Source organism: Bartonella sp. TT110JLCBS (genome assembly GCF_042193405.1).
GTDB lineage: Bacteria > Pseudomonadota > Alphaproteobacteria > Rhizobiales > Rhizobiaceae > Bartonella.
On the sequence record NZ_JBHILT010000016.1, the window covers coordinates 1 to 16691 of the forward strand.

The 16691-nt window shown below is 36.8% G+C and carries 18 protein-coding genes and 1 tRNA gene; 4 read left to right on the plus strand and 15 right to left on the minus strand.

Annotation, left to right across the window (positions count from 1 at the left end; all coding sequences use genetic code 11):
- Positions 1 to 260: 260 nt before the first annotated feature.
- From ACFILW_RS07130 to folE, 4 genes are all read right to left on the minus strand, one after another.
- On the minus strand, positions 261 to 767 hold the full coding sequence (locus ACFILW_RS07130; RefSeq protein WP_375622467.1) for a hypothetical protein: 507 nt from the start codon (positions 765 to 767) through the stop codon (positions 261 to 263).
- Positions 768 to 905: 138 nt separating this feature from the next.
- Positions 906 to 2078 carry an alpha/beta hydrolase gene (locus tag ACFILW_RS07135; protein ID WP_375685426.1) on the minus strand — a complete coding sequence of 391 codons (1173 nt, stop codon included), beginning with the start codon at positions 2076 to 2078 and terminating at the stop codon, positions 906 to 908.
- A 192-nt stretch (positions 2079 to 2270) separates the two neighbouring features.
- Positions 2271 to 2355: transfer RNA gene (locus tag ACFILW_RS07140), tRNA-Leu, on the minus strand.
- A 137-nt stretch (positions 2356 to 2492) separates the two neighbouring features.
- Positions 2493 to 3104, minus strand: a complete 612-nt coding sequence (gene folE / locus ACFILW_RS07145) for a GTP cyclohydrolase I FolE (protein WP_375685427.1) — start codon at positions 3102 to 3104, stop codon at positions 2493 to 2495.
- A 125-nt stretch (positions 3105 to 3229) separates the two neighbouring features.
- On the opposite strand from folE, the gene ACFILW_RS07150 reads away from it, so the two are divergent.
- From ACFILW_RS07150 to thrS, 3 genes are all read left to right on the plus strand, one after another.
- Positions 3230 to 3658 (plus strand): iron-sulfur cluster assembly scaffold protein, encoded by a 429-nt coding sequence (locus tag ACFILW_RS07150; protein ID WP_375622461.1) that lies wholly within the window; start codon positions 3230 to 3232, stop codon positions 3656 to 3658.
- Entirely contained in the window at positions 3659 to 4009 is a 351-nt protein-coding gene (gene yidD / locus ACFILW_RS07155; RefSeq protein WP_375622459.1) for a membrane protein insertion efficiency factor YidD, read from the plus strand.
- A 112-nt stretch (positions 4010 to 4121) separates the two neighbouring features.
- Positions 4122 to 6098, plus strand: coding sequence for a threonine--tRNA ligase (gene thrS / locus ACFILW_RS07160; RefSeq protein WP_375685428.1), 1977 nt, complete (start codon positions 4122 to 4124; stop codon positions 6096 to 6098).
- A gap of 1116 nt (positions 6099 to 7214) precedes the next feature.
- Here thrS and ACFILW_RS07165 read toward each other — a convergent pair.
- From ACFILW_RS07165 to ACFILW_RS07185, 5 genes are all read right to left on the minus strand, one after another.
- Positions 7215 to 7718 (minus strand): MerR family transcriptional regulator, encoded by a 504-nt coding sequence (locus ACFILW_RS07165; RefSeq protein WP_375622455.1) that lies wholly within the window; start codon positions 7716 to 7718, stop codon positions 7215 to 7217.
- Positions 7719 to 7914: 196 nt separating this feature from the next.
- A complete protein-coding gene (locus tag ACFILW_RS07170) occupies positions 7915 to 8229 on the minus strand; it encodes an integration host factor subunit alpha (protein WP_015856447.1) in 315 nt (104 codons plus the stop codon).
- A 77-nt stretch (positions 8230 to 8306) separates the two neighbouring features.
- Positions 8307 to 9281, minus strand: a complete 975-nt coding sequence (locus ACFILW_RS07175) for a beta-ketoacyl-ACP synthase III (RefSeq protein ID WP_375622452.1) — start codon at positions 9279 to 9281, stop codon at positions 8307 to 8309.
- A 49-nt stretch (positions 9282 to 9330) separates the two neighbouring features.
- On the minus strand, positions 9331 to 10401 hold the full coding sequence (plsX, locus tag ACFILW_RS07180; protein ID WP_375685429.1) for a phosphate acyltransferase PlsX: 1071 nt from the start codon (positions 10399 to 10401) through the stop codon (positions 9331 to 9333).
- Positions 10402 to 10547: 146 nt separating this feature from the next.
- A complete protein-coding gene (locus ACFILW_RS07185) occupies positions 10548 to 11105 on the minus strand; it encodes a DUF177 domain-containing protein (protein ID WP_375622448.1) in 558 nt (185 codons plus the stop codon).
- 221 nt (positions 11106 to 11326) lie between these two features.
- On the opposite strand from ACFILW_RS07185, the gene ACFILW_RS07190 reads away from it, so the two are divergent.
- Positions 11327 to 11806 (plus strand): outer membrane protein assembly factor BamE, encoded by a 480-nt coding sequence (locus ACFILW_RS07190; RefSeq protein ID WP_375622476.1) that lies wholly within the window; start codon positions 11327 to 11329, stop codon positions 11804 to 11806.
- Positions 11807 to 11881: 75 nt separating this feature from the next.
- On the opposite strand, the gene nusB is transcribed toward ACFILW_RS07190, so the two are convergent.
- From nusB to glyA, 6 genes are all read right to left on the minus strand, one after another.
- Positions 11882 to 12352, minus strand: a complete 471-nt coding sequence (gene nusB, locus ACFILW_RS07195; protein WP_375622446.1) for a transcription antitermination factor NusB — start codon at positions 12350 to 12352, stop codon at positions 11882 to 11884.
- A gap of 2 nt (positions 12353 to 12354) precedes the next feature.
- Entirely contained in the window at positions 12355 to 12810 is a 456-nt protein-coding gene (locus tag ACFILW_RS07200; protein WP_375645865.1) for a 6,7-dimethyl-8-ribityllumazine synthase, read from the minus strand.
- 81 nt (positions 12811 to 12891) lie between these two features.
- The gene (locus ACFILW_RS07205; RefSeq protein ID WP_375685430.1) at positions 12892 to 13509 is read right to left on the minus strand and encodes a riboflavin synthase; all 618 of its coding nucleotides are present in this window, start codon (positions 13507 to 13509) and stop codon (positions 12892 to 12894) included.
- Positions 13491 to 14618 (minus strand): bifunctional diaminohydroxyphosphoribosylaminopyrimidine deaminase/5-amino-6-(5-phosphoribosylamino)uracil reductase RibD, encoded by a 1128-nt coding sequence (gene ribD, locus ACFILW_RS07210; RefSeq protein ID WP_273791384.1) that lies wholly within the window; start codon positions 14616 to 14618, stop codon positions 13491 to 13493. The genes ACFILW_RS07205 and ribD overlap by 19 nt, the downstream gene beginning before the upstream one ends.
- Positions 14611 to 15093, minus strand: coding sequence for a transcriptional regulator NrdR (gene nrdR / locus ACFILW_RS07215; protein ID WP_375611570.1), 483 nt, complete (start codon positions 15091 to 15093; stop codon positions 14611 to 14613). Before nrdR ends, ribD begins: the two co-directional genes overlap by 8 nt.
- A gap of 13 nt (positions 15094 to 15106) precedes the next feature.
- Entirely contained in the window at positions 15107 to 16420 is a 1314-nt protein-coding gene (gene glyA / locus ACFILW_RS07220) for a serine hydroxymethyltransferase (protein WP_375622439.1), read from the minus strand.
- Between the last annotated feature and the right edge of the window lie 271 nt (positions 16421 to 16691).

The window sequence follows — 16691 nt, forward strand, 5'->3', positions numbered from 1 at the left end:
ATTTGCCACCCGTACAAAGGGATCAATCAAATAACAAAAGCGTGAGGAAAAATCTGCACGATAGGCAAGACTTTCTTCCGTATTTTTATCCCCCGTATCAAACTCTTCTAAAGCTTTAATGCGATAAAGAGTGTGATTATAAAATACATGTGTTTCATTTTTAAAAGAAAATCCTTTTCTTTAAAAAGCTTATAGCCTTCTATCTAATAACGCTTTTTGCTGTAAAATTTAAATTATCTATCTGCTCAACTAAAGAACTTTTATTGTTTAGCTTTTGTGCTTTTTTCAAAGAGATGTGGGCTTTCAAGAATAAGCTTTTCTCGTGCTTTTTGTAATTGTTTAATGACTTCATCAATCTTTGATGGAGAGCAAAAAGATTCTTGGCTATTCAACAAATGCAGCCTCTCCTTTCCCTCATATAAACATTGCATCTGAGATTGAAGCATTCTAACTTCTTGAAAAAAAAGACGTCCTGTTTCTTTAAAACCATTATTAAGTGCAAAAAGCTGATCGGAAATGGATAACAGAATTTGTTTAAAAAAACGCTCATTTTCTTGGCGTTTACGATATTCTAAAATAAGAGCATGGCTTATCTCATCTAATTGTTTTTTTGTAGAATCAATTTGACGCAATAAATTTGGTTTTTCCCCCATATCACCTTTTCTCACCTTCACAAGCATAGCATGAATGTCTAATAACTTAATTGCGGAATGAGATAAATAATCAACAACTGTAGGCGTATTAATATAGCGTTTCCGTGCAATCATCACAAACTCACCTAATGACTGTTTTTTACATTCATCCCGCTATTTATTTTTCATTTTACAAAACCATTCTAAAGAAAGTGCTAAAAAATATTACCTCCAATGCATTATTCGATAGAGCCCCTTCTCTCTTTTCACCTATCAACGTGGAATCCGTGGAGAGAGAAAACGTACAGGTGTATAAAGGATAAGATGTGTTGTTTTCTCCAACACACTACTACCATCAGCAAGAAGAGCTTGACTAGGTGACAATTCTGTACCTTGCATAATTGTGGAAGCCAAAGAACCTTCTCGAGAAAGAGCCATCAACGTTGGCGAAGATGCAAAGACATTGTGCGCTCCCCCATCCACATGAGAGAAATCAAGAACAGCTATTCCATTTTTACGCAACATTTCAATATCTGAGCCATCGCCCACACGATGATGTCCACCCGTAAGACGTCCTGAAACCGCGAGAGCTTTATCCGCTCTGGATACTAAAATAGCTGTTGGCTGCGGAAGTTTTTTTATATCATTAAGTTGGCGCTCAAATACATCAACATCAATATCTGGTGCAGCCATTAATAAACTTGTAATACGACGAATAGGCTTATATTTTTTCTGTAAGGCTAAAGTTCTAAATGCTTCCATTATAACAAAATTGCCCATAGAATGTGCAATAACCGAAATCTGATCAGCATTGGTTTCACTAATAAGTGTTAAAAGCTCTATCAATCCGTCACGGGCAAAATTAGCACTGTCACGATCATAAATATAAAGAGGAACAGATCCAGCGGAAGGCCAAGAATAATGCACAGCAACAACATTTAAAGAATAATCGTGTGTAAACTGTGCTGTACGAAATGTACCATCTGCAAAATTATTATTATATCCATGGATAAAAAGAAAAATTTCTCTTTTTCCTTTTGGCTTTTTTGCTAAAGCAGCATTTAACTGCTGTTTAAACTGTTCTTTATTATCGTATTTTTGCAACGCTACTGCTGCAAAATACTTATCATGTGTAGGTTTATACGCATTTATTTCAACAACACCCTTTACATGTTGCTGAGGAATTCCTATGTCAACGCGATTATAATGTACTTTATTTGATCGCTCTGCACCATAAGGTTGAGCGTAATTATTTTGCATCATACGACTTGTTGCAACATACACTGGAATGATGGCTTTTGGAGAAACTGGTTTTCCTTCAACTTCCCTTTCTACTGCAGTCATAGAAGGAGTTGCATGCACTCCATGCCAAAGTACAGCACGTGAATTACTACATGCTGACAATAAAGAAATACAAATAAGAAGTGTTAAATATCTCAGAACCATTATACTTCTCACTGCAAATTCACCCCACCCTATAAAAATATAACATTTCAAATGCACAGATAAAGTAATAAAAAACGAAACATTATTGGCAACACACCAACAAATAACATACAAAAAAGATTTTTCTATAATGCATATAAATCCCCTCTCTCTACATAACTTCATCTCATTACAGAGAGACTCACTACTAACTGGTGCGGTCGAGAAGACTCGAACTTCCACGGGTTGCCCCACAGCGACCTCAACGCTGCGCGTCTACCAATTCCGCCACGACCGCACGTGTAAAGAAAAAAACTTGGTTTTAAGCCTTTAACAAATCATCAAGAAAGGTACAAGCCAATTTTCTTTTTCTCATAATTTATTTTATTCAGACGACTTATAACTTAATAGAGATTACGAGAAATATGGGCTCTACTATGACCTTTGAACCATCATCATAAAATGTGCTTGTGCCGCTTGATCTTTTTCATAATAACCATGAAAGTTTTTTGTAATTGTTGTAGAGCCTTGTTTTTGGATTCCTCTCATAGCCATACACATGTGCTCAGCCTCAATCAATACTGCGACACCATGAGGCTTCAGATACGTTTTTAACGCGTGAGCCACTTGCGCTGTCATAGCTTCTTGAGTTTGTAAACGACGAGAAAAAATATCTACAACACGTACAATTTTTGAAAGACCAACAATTTTTGCATTAGGAAGATATGCTATATGTGCTTTCCCAATAATTGGGATCATATGATGCTCACAATGTGAATAAAAAGGTATATTCTTTACGATTACGTCTTCATTGTATCCCGAAACCTCTTCAAAAACTGTACCTAAGGTTTCTTTAACCGATTGACTATAACCATTGAAAAGCTCGCGATATGCCTTGGCTATACGTTTTGGAGTATCTAAAAGCCCTTCTCTATTTGGATTTTCCCCTATCCATAAGAGTAATGTACGAATCGCTTCTTCCACCTCTTCAATACTCGGACGCTTTTCTTCAGATAAATTTGCGTCTTCTTTAACAACATTACGCATTCAAAAACTCCAAGTTTACTCTATACAAAGCATTTGCTCCATACCTATCTCATTTTGTATAATCTCTATATAAGCGAATTAAAAGTTTAAACAATCACGACTCTCAAAATTTCAGGCAATAGCGCATGATTGATAATATCTATAATGATAAAATACTTAAATATGCTGCACATATAAGCAAAATTGGGCGTCTTAATAATCCTGATGCAACATCAAGAAAACATGCACAGCTTTGTGGTTCGACAATCACTGTAGATTTAAAAGTGGAAAATGGTATTATCACGGATTTTGCCCACGAAATACATGCATGTGTGCTAGGGCAAGCTTCGGCTTCACTTTTAGCATCTCATATCATCGGACAAACAACACAAGATCTTAAAATATTGCGTGAAGTTATCTACCAAATGCTAACGCAAAATGGTCCTTCTCCTCAAGCTCCATTTGAGGATTTTTCTTGCTTACAGCCCATTAAAGACTATAAAGTGCGCCATGCAGCAACACTACTACCCTTTGATGCAACGATAGACTGCATTCAAAAAATTGAAGAAAAATAAATGTTCAAATCACAATCTAAACAAAAAAAATTGACTCGAAATTACACAGGCACTTGGCAAAAAACACCCGGACGATTATTGGGTATTTTCTTAATACGTTTCTATCAAATAACACTTTCAAGTCTTATAGGCAATCAATGTCGCCACGCCCCGACTTGTTCAGAATATACATATGAAGCGATTGCACGCCATGGGCTTTGGGCTGGTGCATGGATGGGACTCTTTCGTATCATGCGTTGTGGGCCCTTTGGAACAGATGGCTTTGATCCAGTCCCTCCATCGCTTGGAAATTCTTGCTGTTTTTATAAACCTTGGCGTTATTGGAAAATTTCTGACAAACACAACAAATAATCCTTTCCTTTTTTCATATGTATTGATAAAAAAATCAGTCTATAAGCTTTTTACTCAATTTTCACAAAACCATCCGCAATCGTTAGCGGAATTGGATTAAAAGGGTGTTTTTATGTCTTGCTCTATTTCTCTTTTTTTTCCCGATGGTTCAAAACGTAATTACCCCGCCGAAATGACAGGCTTGGAATTGGCAGAATCCATTTCTAAATCACTTGCAAAAAAAGCAGTTGCCTATAGTCTTGATGGTATCATGCGGGACTTATCGGATCCATTGGGACAATCTGGTCAAGTAGAGATTATTACCCGAGAAGATTCACGCGCTCTTGAGCTCATAAGGCATGATTGCGCTCATGTCCTTGCTGAAGCAGTGCAAGAGCTCTTTCCTGAAACGCAAGTAACAATAGGTCCTGTTATTGAGAATGGATTCTATTATGATTTTGCTCGCCAACAACCTTTTACATTAGATGATCTCACCGTCATTGAAAAGAAAATGCGTGAAATTATCCAACGCAATAAACCTTTTAGAAAAGAAATTTGGTCTCGTGAAAAAGCGAGAAGAGTTTTTTCTGAGAAAAAGGAATTTTATAAAGTTGAACTTATTGATAGCATTCCTGAAAATCAAGATTTAAAAGTTTATTATCAAGGGGAATGGTTTGATCTTTGCCGCGGACCACATATGCAATCTACAGGGCAAATTGGGAATGCTTTCAAATTAATGAAAGTTGCAGGAGCTTATTGGCGTGGCGATGCCAATAATCCAATGCTCACAAGAATTTATGGAACAGCATTTGCAAATGAAAATGACTTAAAAGCCTATCTCCATATGCTAGAAGAAGCTGAAAAACGTGATCATCGCCGCTTGGGACGTGAAATGGACTTATTTCATTTTCAAGAAGAAGGGCCAGGAATGATTTTTTGGCACAAAAAAGGTTGGAAAATGTTCCAAAATTTGATCAGCTATATGCGTAGACGCCTTGATGATCATCAATATGCTGAAGTTAATGCTCCACAAGTTCTCGATAGATCACTCTGGGAAATATCTGGCCATTGGGGTTGGTATAAGGAGAATATGTTCAAAGTAATTTCAGCAGCAGAAGATTCAGATCATGGGAATGTTTATGCCCTTAAACCAATGAATTGCCCTGGTCATGTGCAAATTTTTAAACATGGTTTAAAATCTTATCGTGATTTGCCTATTAGACTTGCTGAATTTGGACTTGTTCATCGTTATGAGCCTTCAGGCTCTTTACATGGTCTTATGCGTGTGCGTGGTTTTACACAAGATGATGCGCATATTTTTTGTACTGATGAACAATTAGCTGATGAATGTCTCAGTATTAATGATCTTATTTTATCAACTTATGCTGATTTTGGTTTTAAAGAAATTAGTCTTAAGCTTTCAACACGTCCAGAAAAACGAGTTGGATCTGATGCATTATGGGATCATGCAGAAAGTATCATGGAATCTGTCCTTAAAACGATTGAAACAAAATTTGCAGGACAAATCAAAACAAGCATCCTTCCAGGTGAAGGAGCATTTTATGGTCCAAAATTTGAATATACATTAAAGGATGCTATCGGTCGTGAATGGCAATGTGGAACAACACAAATAGACTTTAATCTCCCTGAACGTTTTGGTGCATTCTATATTGATAAAGATTCAGAAAAACGTCAACCTGTTATGATCCACCGTGCTATTTTGGGATCTATGGAGCGTTTTCTTGGTATATTAATCGAAAATTTTGCTGGACATATGCCACTTTGGCTTGCTCCTGAACAAATTGTTGTTGCAACAATTACATCCGAAGCAAATGAATATGCCCAAAAAATAACAGCAAAACTTAAAGCTGTTGGGCTTTCTGCAACAACAGATCTCCGCAATGAAAAAATTAACTATAAAATACGAGAACATTCTTTACAAAAAGTCCCCGTAATTTTGGTATGCGGCAAACGTGAAGCTGAAACAAACAGCGTAAATATGCGCCGCTTAGGAAGTACGAATCAAACCTCTTTATCTGTAGAAGATGTGATTAAGCAACTCTCAAATGAGGCAACACCTCCAGATTTACAGCGTATAATAAATGCATAACATCACAGAAAATGGTAAAATATTAATTTTTCACTATAAATCATCAATTTTTATATAAGATCAAACGATTTGATACTGTAGTATTTAGGGGGACATACATGATTAGCTATCACCAGAAAGAATAACGTGCTCTCTCTACAAGGTGGATTGGTAAAAAAGTTGAATGTAAGCTATGAGCTGTTTAAATGCAAAAATTATAGACAATTGAATATTAATAATAACATTAATCTTTTACCTTTATAATGAAAAGATACTGCTATTATCACGGATAGATCATTACGATAATTATAGTAACATCAAGCAAGAAGGCTGAAAACAAGATTATATTTATTAATAAAAAATATGTAAAGTTACCTGAACAATGATGTGTCTTATTCGTAAGATAAGCCCTTATAAAAAAGATAAGATATTGATTTATAATAATATATCATTGTTCATCTTAAATAAGGTTTCGAATATCATAGGCTTCTATCATTTTAAATATATTTATGTTGAATCGATCAAAATCATTTGCTTGCACGAAACAAGCGGAATGAATCTGTGGATAAAATAATTGAGAAAAGATTTTTAAAGTGCCCACAATGAACCGCCTAAAAAAATGCTAAGGATTGTTGCAGTCATTGAGAACAGGCTATAACTATAATGATGATGCCGACTTGCTCCTTCATAAGTATAAAAATAGCGGGTACTCAACGAGTTTACCATTAATCATTCACGAGGCATTATGGTAAAATAAGCTTAAGAAGCCTTAAGAAACATCTCTTTAAAACAAGCACATGAATTAGTAAGCTAATGGCATTCTACATCCCACAATCTACACTGATGAGATATTGCCTTAATTTTTATAAAGCCAAATCAAAAAAAATGGCAAAACTCAGCGTTTATTCTTTCTCTTCTTCATGTTTTACCAAATGAAAAACTCTTATAAAAAACTCGTTAAACATACCATACGATACATTACTACTCGTTGAACGTATAAAACTCTGAGCACCCCCATAAAACGTCTAAATATCTACGAAATACATTGCCACGCTAAACGTTAAATATTGATTTGTAAAACAATTTTAAAACACATGTTTTGCTAAAAAAGAAACACATATAAAATAAAAAATATTATTATCGTGCTCTATCAAGAACACGCTTACATTCAATGAGTTCAAACAGGATTTCTTGTAACAATGCTTTATCAGTTTTATCTTTGTAAAGATTCACAGAACCGACAGATGTTTCCCCTTCATTCCTCATGAAACTCAAAAGCCCAAAAGAAGATTTCTTAGGCTTATTATTAGCATTTTCAGAAGTTTGTCCTGCATGTTTCTTTTCTATGACCACATTCATAGCATCCAGATCACCATTACCCAATGCCGTCACAAAAGCAACACCATTTTCTTTCAAAAGGCGTTGCACACCTTTTATCGTATAACCCTGATCATACAGTAACTGCTTAATACCATTGAGCAAATCCACATCGACTGGGCGATAATAGCGCCTTCCTCCCCCACGTTTCATTGGTTTAATCTGCCTAAAACGTGTTTCCCAGAATCTTAAGACATGCTGCGGAAGCTCCAACAACTCCGCTACTTCGCTAATTGTGCGAAAAGCATCAGAGCTTTTATCCATTTTGCAACACCTTATTTAAAACAAAATAAAATACTTTACAATGACTCATTCTGTCTCAATTTCTCAACAAGATTAGTCAAAAATAAGACCATCATTGACGACTTACTGAACAGTCTTTTTCTAAAAAACAAAGACCTTTATTTTATACATTTTTTTAACAAATACCAAACATACCATGGCATTTATTTATGAGATATCATTTTTTCTGTCTTGCACGATGCGAATCTAAAATTCTCTGTTTAAGGACATTGGCAGCCTTAAACGTCACAACACGTCGCGGCGGGATAGGTGCTTCAACACCTGTTTTTGGATTTCGTCCAACACGTTCATTTTTACTGCGAACCTGAAAAGTTGCAAAAGAAGATAATTTAACCGCTTCACCTCTTACAAGTGAGTTGCAAATCTCATCCAAAACCAATTCGACTAAAGCTGCTGATTCAGTATGTGACAAGCCCACTCTTTTACAAACTACGCTCGCTAAATCTGCACGCGTTACTGTCTTACTTGTCATTATAACCACCTATTAAAATATTAAAAATTACAAAATGACTTATACGTTTTCTTGAAATATGGTCAAGTAGCCATAATTCACCAACGAATAAGAATTGCTCCCCATGTAAATCCACCTCCCATGGCTTCTAACATGATAAGATCTCCTTCTTTTATTTTCCCATCGCAAACCGCTGTTGTTAAAGCCAACGGAACTGATGCGGCAGACGTATTACCATGTTGATCAACGGTAATCACAACTTTATCTAGTGAAATTCCCAACTTTTTAGCAGATGCTTCAATAATGCGCTTATTAGCCTGATGAGGTACAAACCAATCTAGTTGTGAAGAATCCATACCTGCAGCTGCAAAACAATCATCAACCACATCCGTTATCATACCAACAGCATATTTAAAAACTTCTCGTCCTTCCATACGCAAATAGCCTGTCGTTTGTGTTGTTGAAGGTCCACCATCAACATATAGCTTATTTATATAAGCACCATTAGAGCGCAGTTTCGCAGACAATATACCACGCTCAAAAGCAATCTCCCCTTCAATTTCTTGAGCTTCTAAAATAACGGCACCCGCACCATCACCAAATAAAACACATGTCGTACGATCTTCCCAATCTAAAATTCGAGAAAATGTATCGGACCCAATAACTAAAATTCTTTTAGCTCCTCCACACCGTAAATAAGAATCTCCTGTTGTTAAAGCAAAAATAAAACCAGAGCAAACAGCTTGAATATCAAAAGCAAATCCATGGCTCATTCCCAAAGCGCTTTGAATTTCAACAGCAGAAGCAGGAAAAGTACGATTCGGAGTAGACGTTGCTAAAATAATACAATCGATGTCTTTTATTGTTAAACCAGCATTTATAAGGGCGGCTTGCGCAGCCTCAACTCCTAAAGAAACAGTTGTTTCATTTTCACTGGCAATATAACGTTGGCGTATTCCTGTACGCTGAACAATCCATGAATCTGACGTTTCAACAAACTTTGCAATCTCATCATTTGATAAACTTTTTTTCGGCAAAGCACTTCCTACACCACGTATAATTGACCGAATCATTCAGCTCTTACCTTTTCTTCAAATTTTTCATTTCTATTATAAGAGCTTATCATAAGGACTCTCCATTCATTACCGCTTCATCCTCTTGATCAAAAAGTGTTTCTTTATTCTCATGAAACCGCCGTAAATCAGCCGTTATTTTTTGTAAAAGTCCATTACTAACCATTTCATAACCAACGCGGATAGCAGAAGCAAAACCATTAGCATTAGCACTACCATGGCTTTTTATAACAACACCATTCAAACCTAAAAGCACTCCTCCATTCACCCTATCGGGATCCATTTTATGTTTTAGTGTACGAAAAGCACTCCGCGACAAAAAATAACCAAGAGATGTTAAAAAAGAACTGCGCAGTGCAGAGTTTAAAATCTCTCCTATCTGTCGCGCGGTTCCTTCTGCGGTTTTTAAAGCAATATTACCAGAAAACCCCTCTGTCACAACAACATCGACTGTTCCTTTTCCAATGTCATTGCCCTCAACAAATCCTTTATATTCCAATCCTTCTAATTGCACTTCACGCAATATCATTCCTGCTTTTTTTATTTCATAAAGTCCTTTGACCTCTTCCACCCCCACATTTAAAAGCCCAACACTTGGCCTTTCAGTGTGATATAAAGCGCGAAACATACCCGCTCCCATAACCGCCAAATCAACCAACTGACTAGCCGAAGCACCTATTGTTGCTCCAATATCTAAAACGATACTCTCACTACGCAGTGTTGGCCAGATACCCGCAATACCAGGACGTTCAGCCTCTGCAAGCATTTTCAAACAAAAATAAGACATGGCCATGAGCGCACCCGTATTCCCAGCAGAAATGCAAGCATCAGCTTCACCATTTTTTACCGCTTCAATGGCGTACCACATTGATGATTTACCACGCCCATTACGAAGTGCTTGGCTTGGCTTTTCATCCATGCGTGTATAACTTTCTGTAGGGAAAAAGCGCGATACAGAATCCAAACAGGGATATTTTTTTAAAATCGGACGAACGGCCTCCTCTACTCCATAAAACAGAAAATAAATATTTGATAAATATTTTTGTACAATTGCTGCTCCTGCAATAGCTGCTTCTGGACCGTAATCACCGCCCATGACATCCACAGAAATTCTAATCACGCTTGCATATCCCACATCTTTTCATTTACATCAAATACATATTATGATTTTTGGCTCCTGAACACTCACACAGCACATCTTGCAAAAATCGCTCCGCAGAAAATACCGTTTAGCATACAATAGATATTTTTTGTATGTTTTTACAATCACTTCCAATTTTTCAAAACAGAAAATGGCGAAAATTTTTGCTCTGCTTCTTCTAAATTTTCAACCATATTCATCTTTATCCCTTCTTTACGTGGATAATGATTAATAGACAACTCAAAAAACTCTTCCATGATTGCACCAATATCAATTTTATCATCATAAAATACTTCAGGAGTATCAAGCCCCTCCACATCTAAAAACAATTCTCCTGTATCCTCTGATATTTTGGGCTTCATCAAATTTGAATCTTCAGGAACAAAAACAACCTCAATATTTTCACAAAGGATATTTTCTAATGGTTCTAATGTAACAACACATAACTGTAGTATACGCGCTTGCAACAGACCTTTTATACGCACTCCGCGTTTTTTCCACGGGAAAATATGGAATTTTCCCTCACAAGATTTTACTTCAATTAAATTATGGTTCTGGGCTAAATGTGTACATTCTTTTTTATTTGCACAAAGATGAACCCTTATACCTTTAGCAGGTAGAGAACGTACGGATATTGGATAAGCCAAAGCAAATGTCATTTGAGGAACATTTTGAACATTCATTGACAACTCCCAAACATAAAAACGCATAAAGCACTGTGTTTTTATTTATCTCAAGTATTTATGCATTTTTTTCTTTTCTAAAGAAATTCTATATGGCATAATTTGCTTTATAACAGGGAAACTCAGTGTAAGCTACGGTAGATTAAGTTAAAATTAGAAAAAACTTGAGGTTGCCTTCTTGTCCTACATCTCAGTATAAAAAGGAGATATCATTGTTTCAAATGCCTCACATAATAACCTTAATCAAACGTAAATTATTAATTGGTCTATCAATAGCAAGCATAGGAATGCTTGCGGGATGTAGTCTTCTTGATTCTTCAGGTTCGAGCCAAATTTATAGAGAGGGCTATGTTCTTGATAAAAATGCTTTAAGCTCTATTTCTATTGGCTCCAGTCAAGAGCAGGTTCTTTTAACTTTAGGGACCCCTTCATTAAAAACAAAATATGACAATGAAGTTTTTTATTACATCTCACAGACACGCTATCGTGGGATGCAGTTTATGAAAACAAAGATTATTGATCGCAAAGTTTTAGCCATTTACTTCAATAAAAATAATCAGGTTGCAAAAGTTGCAAATTACGGATTACAAGACGGTCAAGTGTTTGATTTTATTACACAAACAACACCAACTGTAACAAAAGAACATCCTTTCTTAATTCAAATTATAAAAGGCCCTGCAAATTTGCCATCCCATAACTAAATCATATAATCTACACACCGTTTCAATATTATAGGTCTGATAATATCAGACCTATAATAAGGGGATTTGTCGCTCTTAGAGGCGGACTTTTTTTGCCATACTGTCGAGAACTGCATTAACAAGTTTTGGCTCATCACCTTCAAAAAACGCCTTTGCTATGTCAACATATTCATTCATGACAACCGCAACGGGAACATCTTTACGGTTGATCAACTCCCATAAACCTGCTCGTAAAATTGCTCGCAATATAGAATCAAGACGTGAAAGAGACCACTCTGCTGAAAGCTGTTGATGAAGCAGAGGATCAAGCTGCTTTTGATCTTTTACAACACCCGTTATAATCGCCAAAAACCATTGAAAATCAGCGTCAAGATACTGCTCTCCATCAATATCTTTTCCCAAACGATAAGCCTCATACTCAGCTGCCGTTTCCATCACCCCCGAACCCACGATATCCATTTGATAGAGTGCTTGAACTGCAGCGAGTCTTGCTGCTCCACGTTTATTGGCTGAACGCGGAAAATGTCTGCTTTTTATATCAGCCATATTTAACGATTATCTCCAAATCTCTTTTTTAGAGCGATCATACATAAAGCAGCTTCAGCCGCAAAACCACCTTTATTTTTATCATCTAGTTTTGCACGCACCCATGCTTGTTCTTCGTTTTCAACAGTCAAAATACCATTTCCAATAGCCAAATGCTGATGAACAGTTAAATCCATCAATGCACGACAAGAATCATTAGCAACAATTTCAAAGTGATATGTTTCACCCCGAATAACACAACCAAGAGCAACATAACCATCATACGATGTCTTGTTTTGTTCAGCAAAAGCTATTGCACTTGGTATTTCTAATGCTCCAGGAACCGTTACAACATCATAACTTGCTTCAGCTTTTTGCAAAGTATTCACTGCACCTCTCAAAAGCGCATCAGAAATCCCCTCATAAAAACGTGCTTCAACAATCAATACGTGAGGATTTTTACGTATCTCTTTCATCATAATGGAATTCCACAAAAAACGAATCAAAAAAATCAAGGTTATAAAGCATAAAATTCTGAAAACGATCAAGAAAGTTTTGGCTTATTCATCTTCTCTTTTTAAAGCTAAAATTTTTGCAGCATAACGAGCAAGTTGATCAATTTCCAAATTGACCCGATCTCCAATTTTAGCTTGTCCCCACGTTGTCACTTCGAGTGTATGGCGAATAATAAGAACATCAAAAACGCAATCCTCAACACCATTAACAGTTAAAGATGTCCCATTAAGTGCAATAGATCCCTTATTAACAATGAAAGGCATAAATTGTCTTGAAACTTTTAAATAAAAACGAATTGCATCCCCTTCATTTTTTTGATCAATGATTTCAGCCAAACCATCAATATGACCAGAAACCAAATGTCCTCCCATTTCATCACCCAATCGAAGCGAACGTTCCAAATTAACAAAAGTTCCTTTTATCCATTGTGCAAGATTCGTTAAACGTAATGTTTCTTCCCACGCTTCGACAACAAACCAATTAGAATCTTCTTGTTTTAATCCTCGTTCTACAATTGTCAGACAAATTCCTGAACAAGCAATTGATGCGCCAATTGCTAAGCTTTCTATAGCATAGCGGGTAGAAATCTTTAAACGCATCCCCTGCTTTAAAGGTTGAACATCTTCAACACAACCAATATCCGTTATAATTCCTGTGAACATAATGTCTTACGTCTCCACTTATAAAAACGGTCATTTCCAAACATTCTTGTCTCAATCTCATGAAACTGCGAGAGATAATTTCCAAAATGAGGGGCTTCAATACGATTTTTGCCTAAAACAATGGGAGTATGAAAACATATCAAATGATCAACACAACCAGCATTCAAAAATTTTTCCCCTGTCTTGACACCCCCTTCCAATAAAACACTATTAATCCCATGTTTATAAAGCATCTGTAAAAGAGCAAAGGGTTCTACACAACCATTGTTCATCTCGACCGAATAAACAGACACACCATATTGCTCCAATGCATTTTTTTTGCTTTTCTTTGAAAGATCCACATCACAAATAACCCATGTAGGAATTTTTATGGCTGTTTGGACAACTTTTGCATCAAGGGGGATAGATAAATCTGCATCCAAAATAATACGAATTGGTGAACGCATCTCCATCCCTGGCAAACGGCAATTGAGTTGTGGATCATCTGCTAATATAGTACCAATACCAACAAGGATAGCATTATTTTGAGCACGTAGAATATGCGTATGAGCATGAGAAAGTGTTCCACTAATTTTTACGCTGCCCTTCTCTCTTTTTCCAACACCATTATCGGCAGAAATTGCCATTTTAAAAGTTACCGCACAGCGTTGTATCTTCCTTATGCACCAATGCGTCCATAAGGATTCAAAAGCCTCTTCAGCTAAAATGCCTTCAACCACTTCAATACCCGCCGCTCGCAAAAGAGCAATACCATGACCATCAACACGCTTGTCACAATCAGTCAGCGCAACAACAACTCGAGAAACACCTGAATCAATAAGTGCATTCACACACGGCGAAGTTTTTCCATAATGCGCACAAGGTTCTAAAGTAACATAAGCAGTCGCTCCTTGAGCCAGAGAACCTGCCATGTGTAAAGCTTGCACTTCTGCATGAGGACTCCCATGAATAGCTGTTACGCCATAGCCAACAATAAAAGCCCCCGCACCATTATCGTTTTGCACAATTAACGTACCAACAGAAGGATTCCCACCTGTAAGACCGACATGACGTTCTGCTAAACGAATAGCTGCAGCCATAAACCGTTCATCTTGCACTTTTTTATTCATCAAAACGAGATTCTGTATCCGCGATACCCTTTGACAATTCATCTATAACATCGTGAAAATCGCTTGCATTACGAAAATCTCGATACACAGAAGCAAAACGAATATAAGCAATATCATCAATTCTTTTCAATGCTTCCATCACAAGATGCCCAATTTTTTCTGAAGAAATCTCTGGTTCTCCCAAACTTTCAAGCTGGCGTACAATGCCAGAAATTGCTCGTTCAATATGATCAGGATCAATATTGCGCTTACGTACAGCCACATCAACTGATCGCATTAACTTATCACGATCGAAGGGTTCACATCGTCCACTTTTTTTAGCAACCAAGAGCTCACGCAACTGAACACGTTCAAAAGTTGTAAAGCGACCACCACAAACGGAACACACACGGCGGCGGCGAATCACTGCCCCCTCTTCTGCTGGACGCGAGTCTTTAACCTGTGTATCCTCATATTGGCAGTAAGGACAGCGCATCTCTTTTGCATCCTTAACAAGTGCTAAGATAAGAGTAAAGAGGAAATTGATTCGTTATATCTTCCACCTTTTTCTTAACAGCTATTTCAACAGCATGATTATCTTCATCACTTTTTGCATCCCGAAGACCATCAAGAACTTCTGAAATCAAATGACCAACTTGAATAAATTCTTTTTCTGAAAAACCACGCGTTGTGGCAGCAGGTGACCCCAAACGAATTCCCGATGTTATAGATGGTGTTTCAGGATCAAAAGGGATAGCATTTTTATTGCAGGTAATATGAGCGCGTCCTAAAGCCAATTCGGCGCGATTTCCTGTTAAATTTTTGGAACGTAAATCAATCAACAATAAATGATTATCTGTACCGCCAGAAACAATATCAAAACCATTACTCTGTAATGTTTTTGCTAAAGTTTTCGCATTAGCAACAACATTCGCACTGTAACTCTTGAAAGAGGGACGCAAAGCCTCCTCAAATGCAACAGCCTTTGCGGCAATCACATGCATTAAAGGCCCCCCTTGAAGACCAGGAAAAATAGCAGAATTAATTTTTTTGGATAAAGCCTCATCATTTGTCAATATCAAACCACCCCGAGGACCTCGAAGCGATTTATGTGTTGTTGTCGTTACAATATGCGCATGTGGAACAGGTGAAGGATGCACGCCGCCAGCAACAAGACCAGCAATATGAGACATATCAACGAGTAGATGAGCACCGATTTCATCTGCAATTTCACGGAATCTTTCCCAATCCCATAGCCGTGGATAAGATGATCCCCCTGCTATAATAAGTTTTGGCTTACGTTCTTTTGCAAGCTGCTCAACTTCATCCATATCAATAATCTGATCTTCTTTACGGACACCATAGGAAACAACATTAAACCATTTTCCTGACATATTAACAGATGAACCATGCGTAAGGTGACCACCAGCATTTAAATCTAATCCCATAAATATATCACCAGGCTGAAGTAAAGCTAAAAAGACAGCTTGATTCATTTGGCTACCAGAATTAGGCTGTACATTCGCAAACGCAGCACCGAAAAGCTGTTTTGCCCTTTCAATAGCTAAATCTTCAACGACATCAACAAATTGACACCCACCATAGTAGCGCTTTCTTGGATAACCTTCTGCATATTTATTGGTTAACACAGACCCCTGCGCTTCAAGAACCGCTCTTGAAACAATATTCTCTGAAGCAATCAGCTCAATTTCACGTTGTTGACGCTCAAACTCCCCTCTAATTGCGTCAAAAATTGCACCATCAACAGTTTGTAAATTATCATTAAAAAAGCGCTTTTGTGCGTCATTTTCTTGCTGAGTCATAAAACACATTCCTAACATAAAAAAATAAAGTCACTGAACGATAACACAGCAAACCATGCAAACCAAACATTTTAAACTACTTCCACTCAAAAATAATGAGGAAAATATTTATCTTATTCTTTGTTATAAAAACAGCGAAAAACTTTCCTCTCAAGAATGGTAAAAAATAAGATTACATTTCTTCTTTTACACTCTTAATTTATTTACACCTTTTTCAAAAAAAATCTATAATCTAAAGAAATTCAATAATTTAATGATTAAAAATAATTTA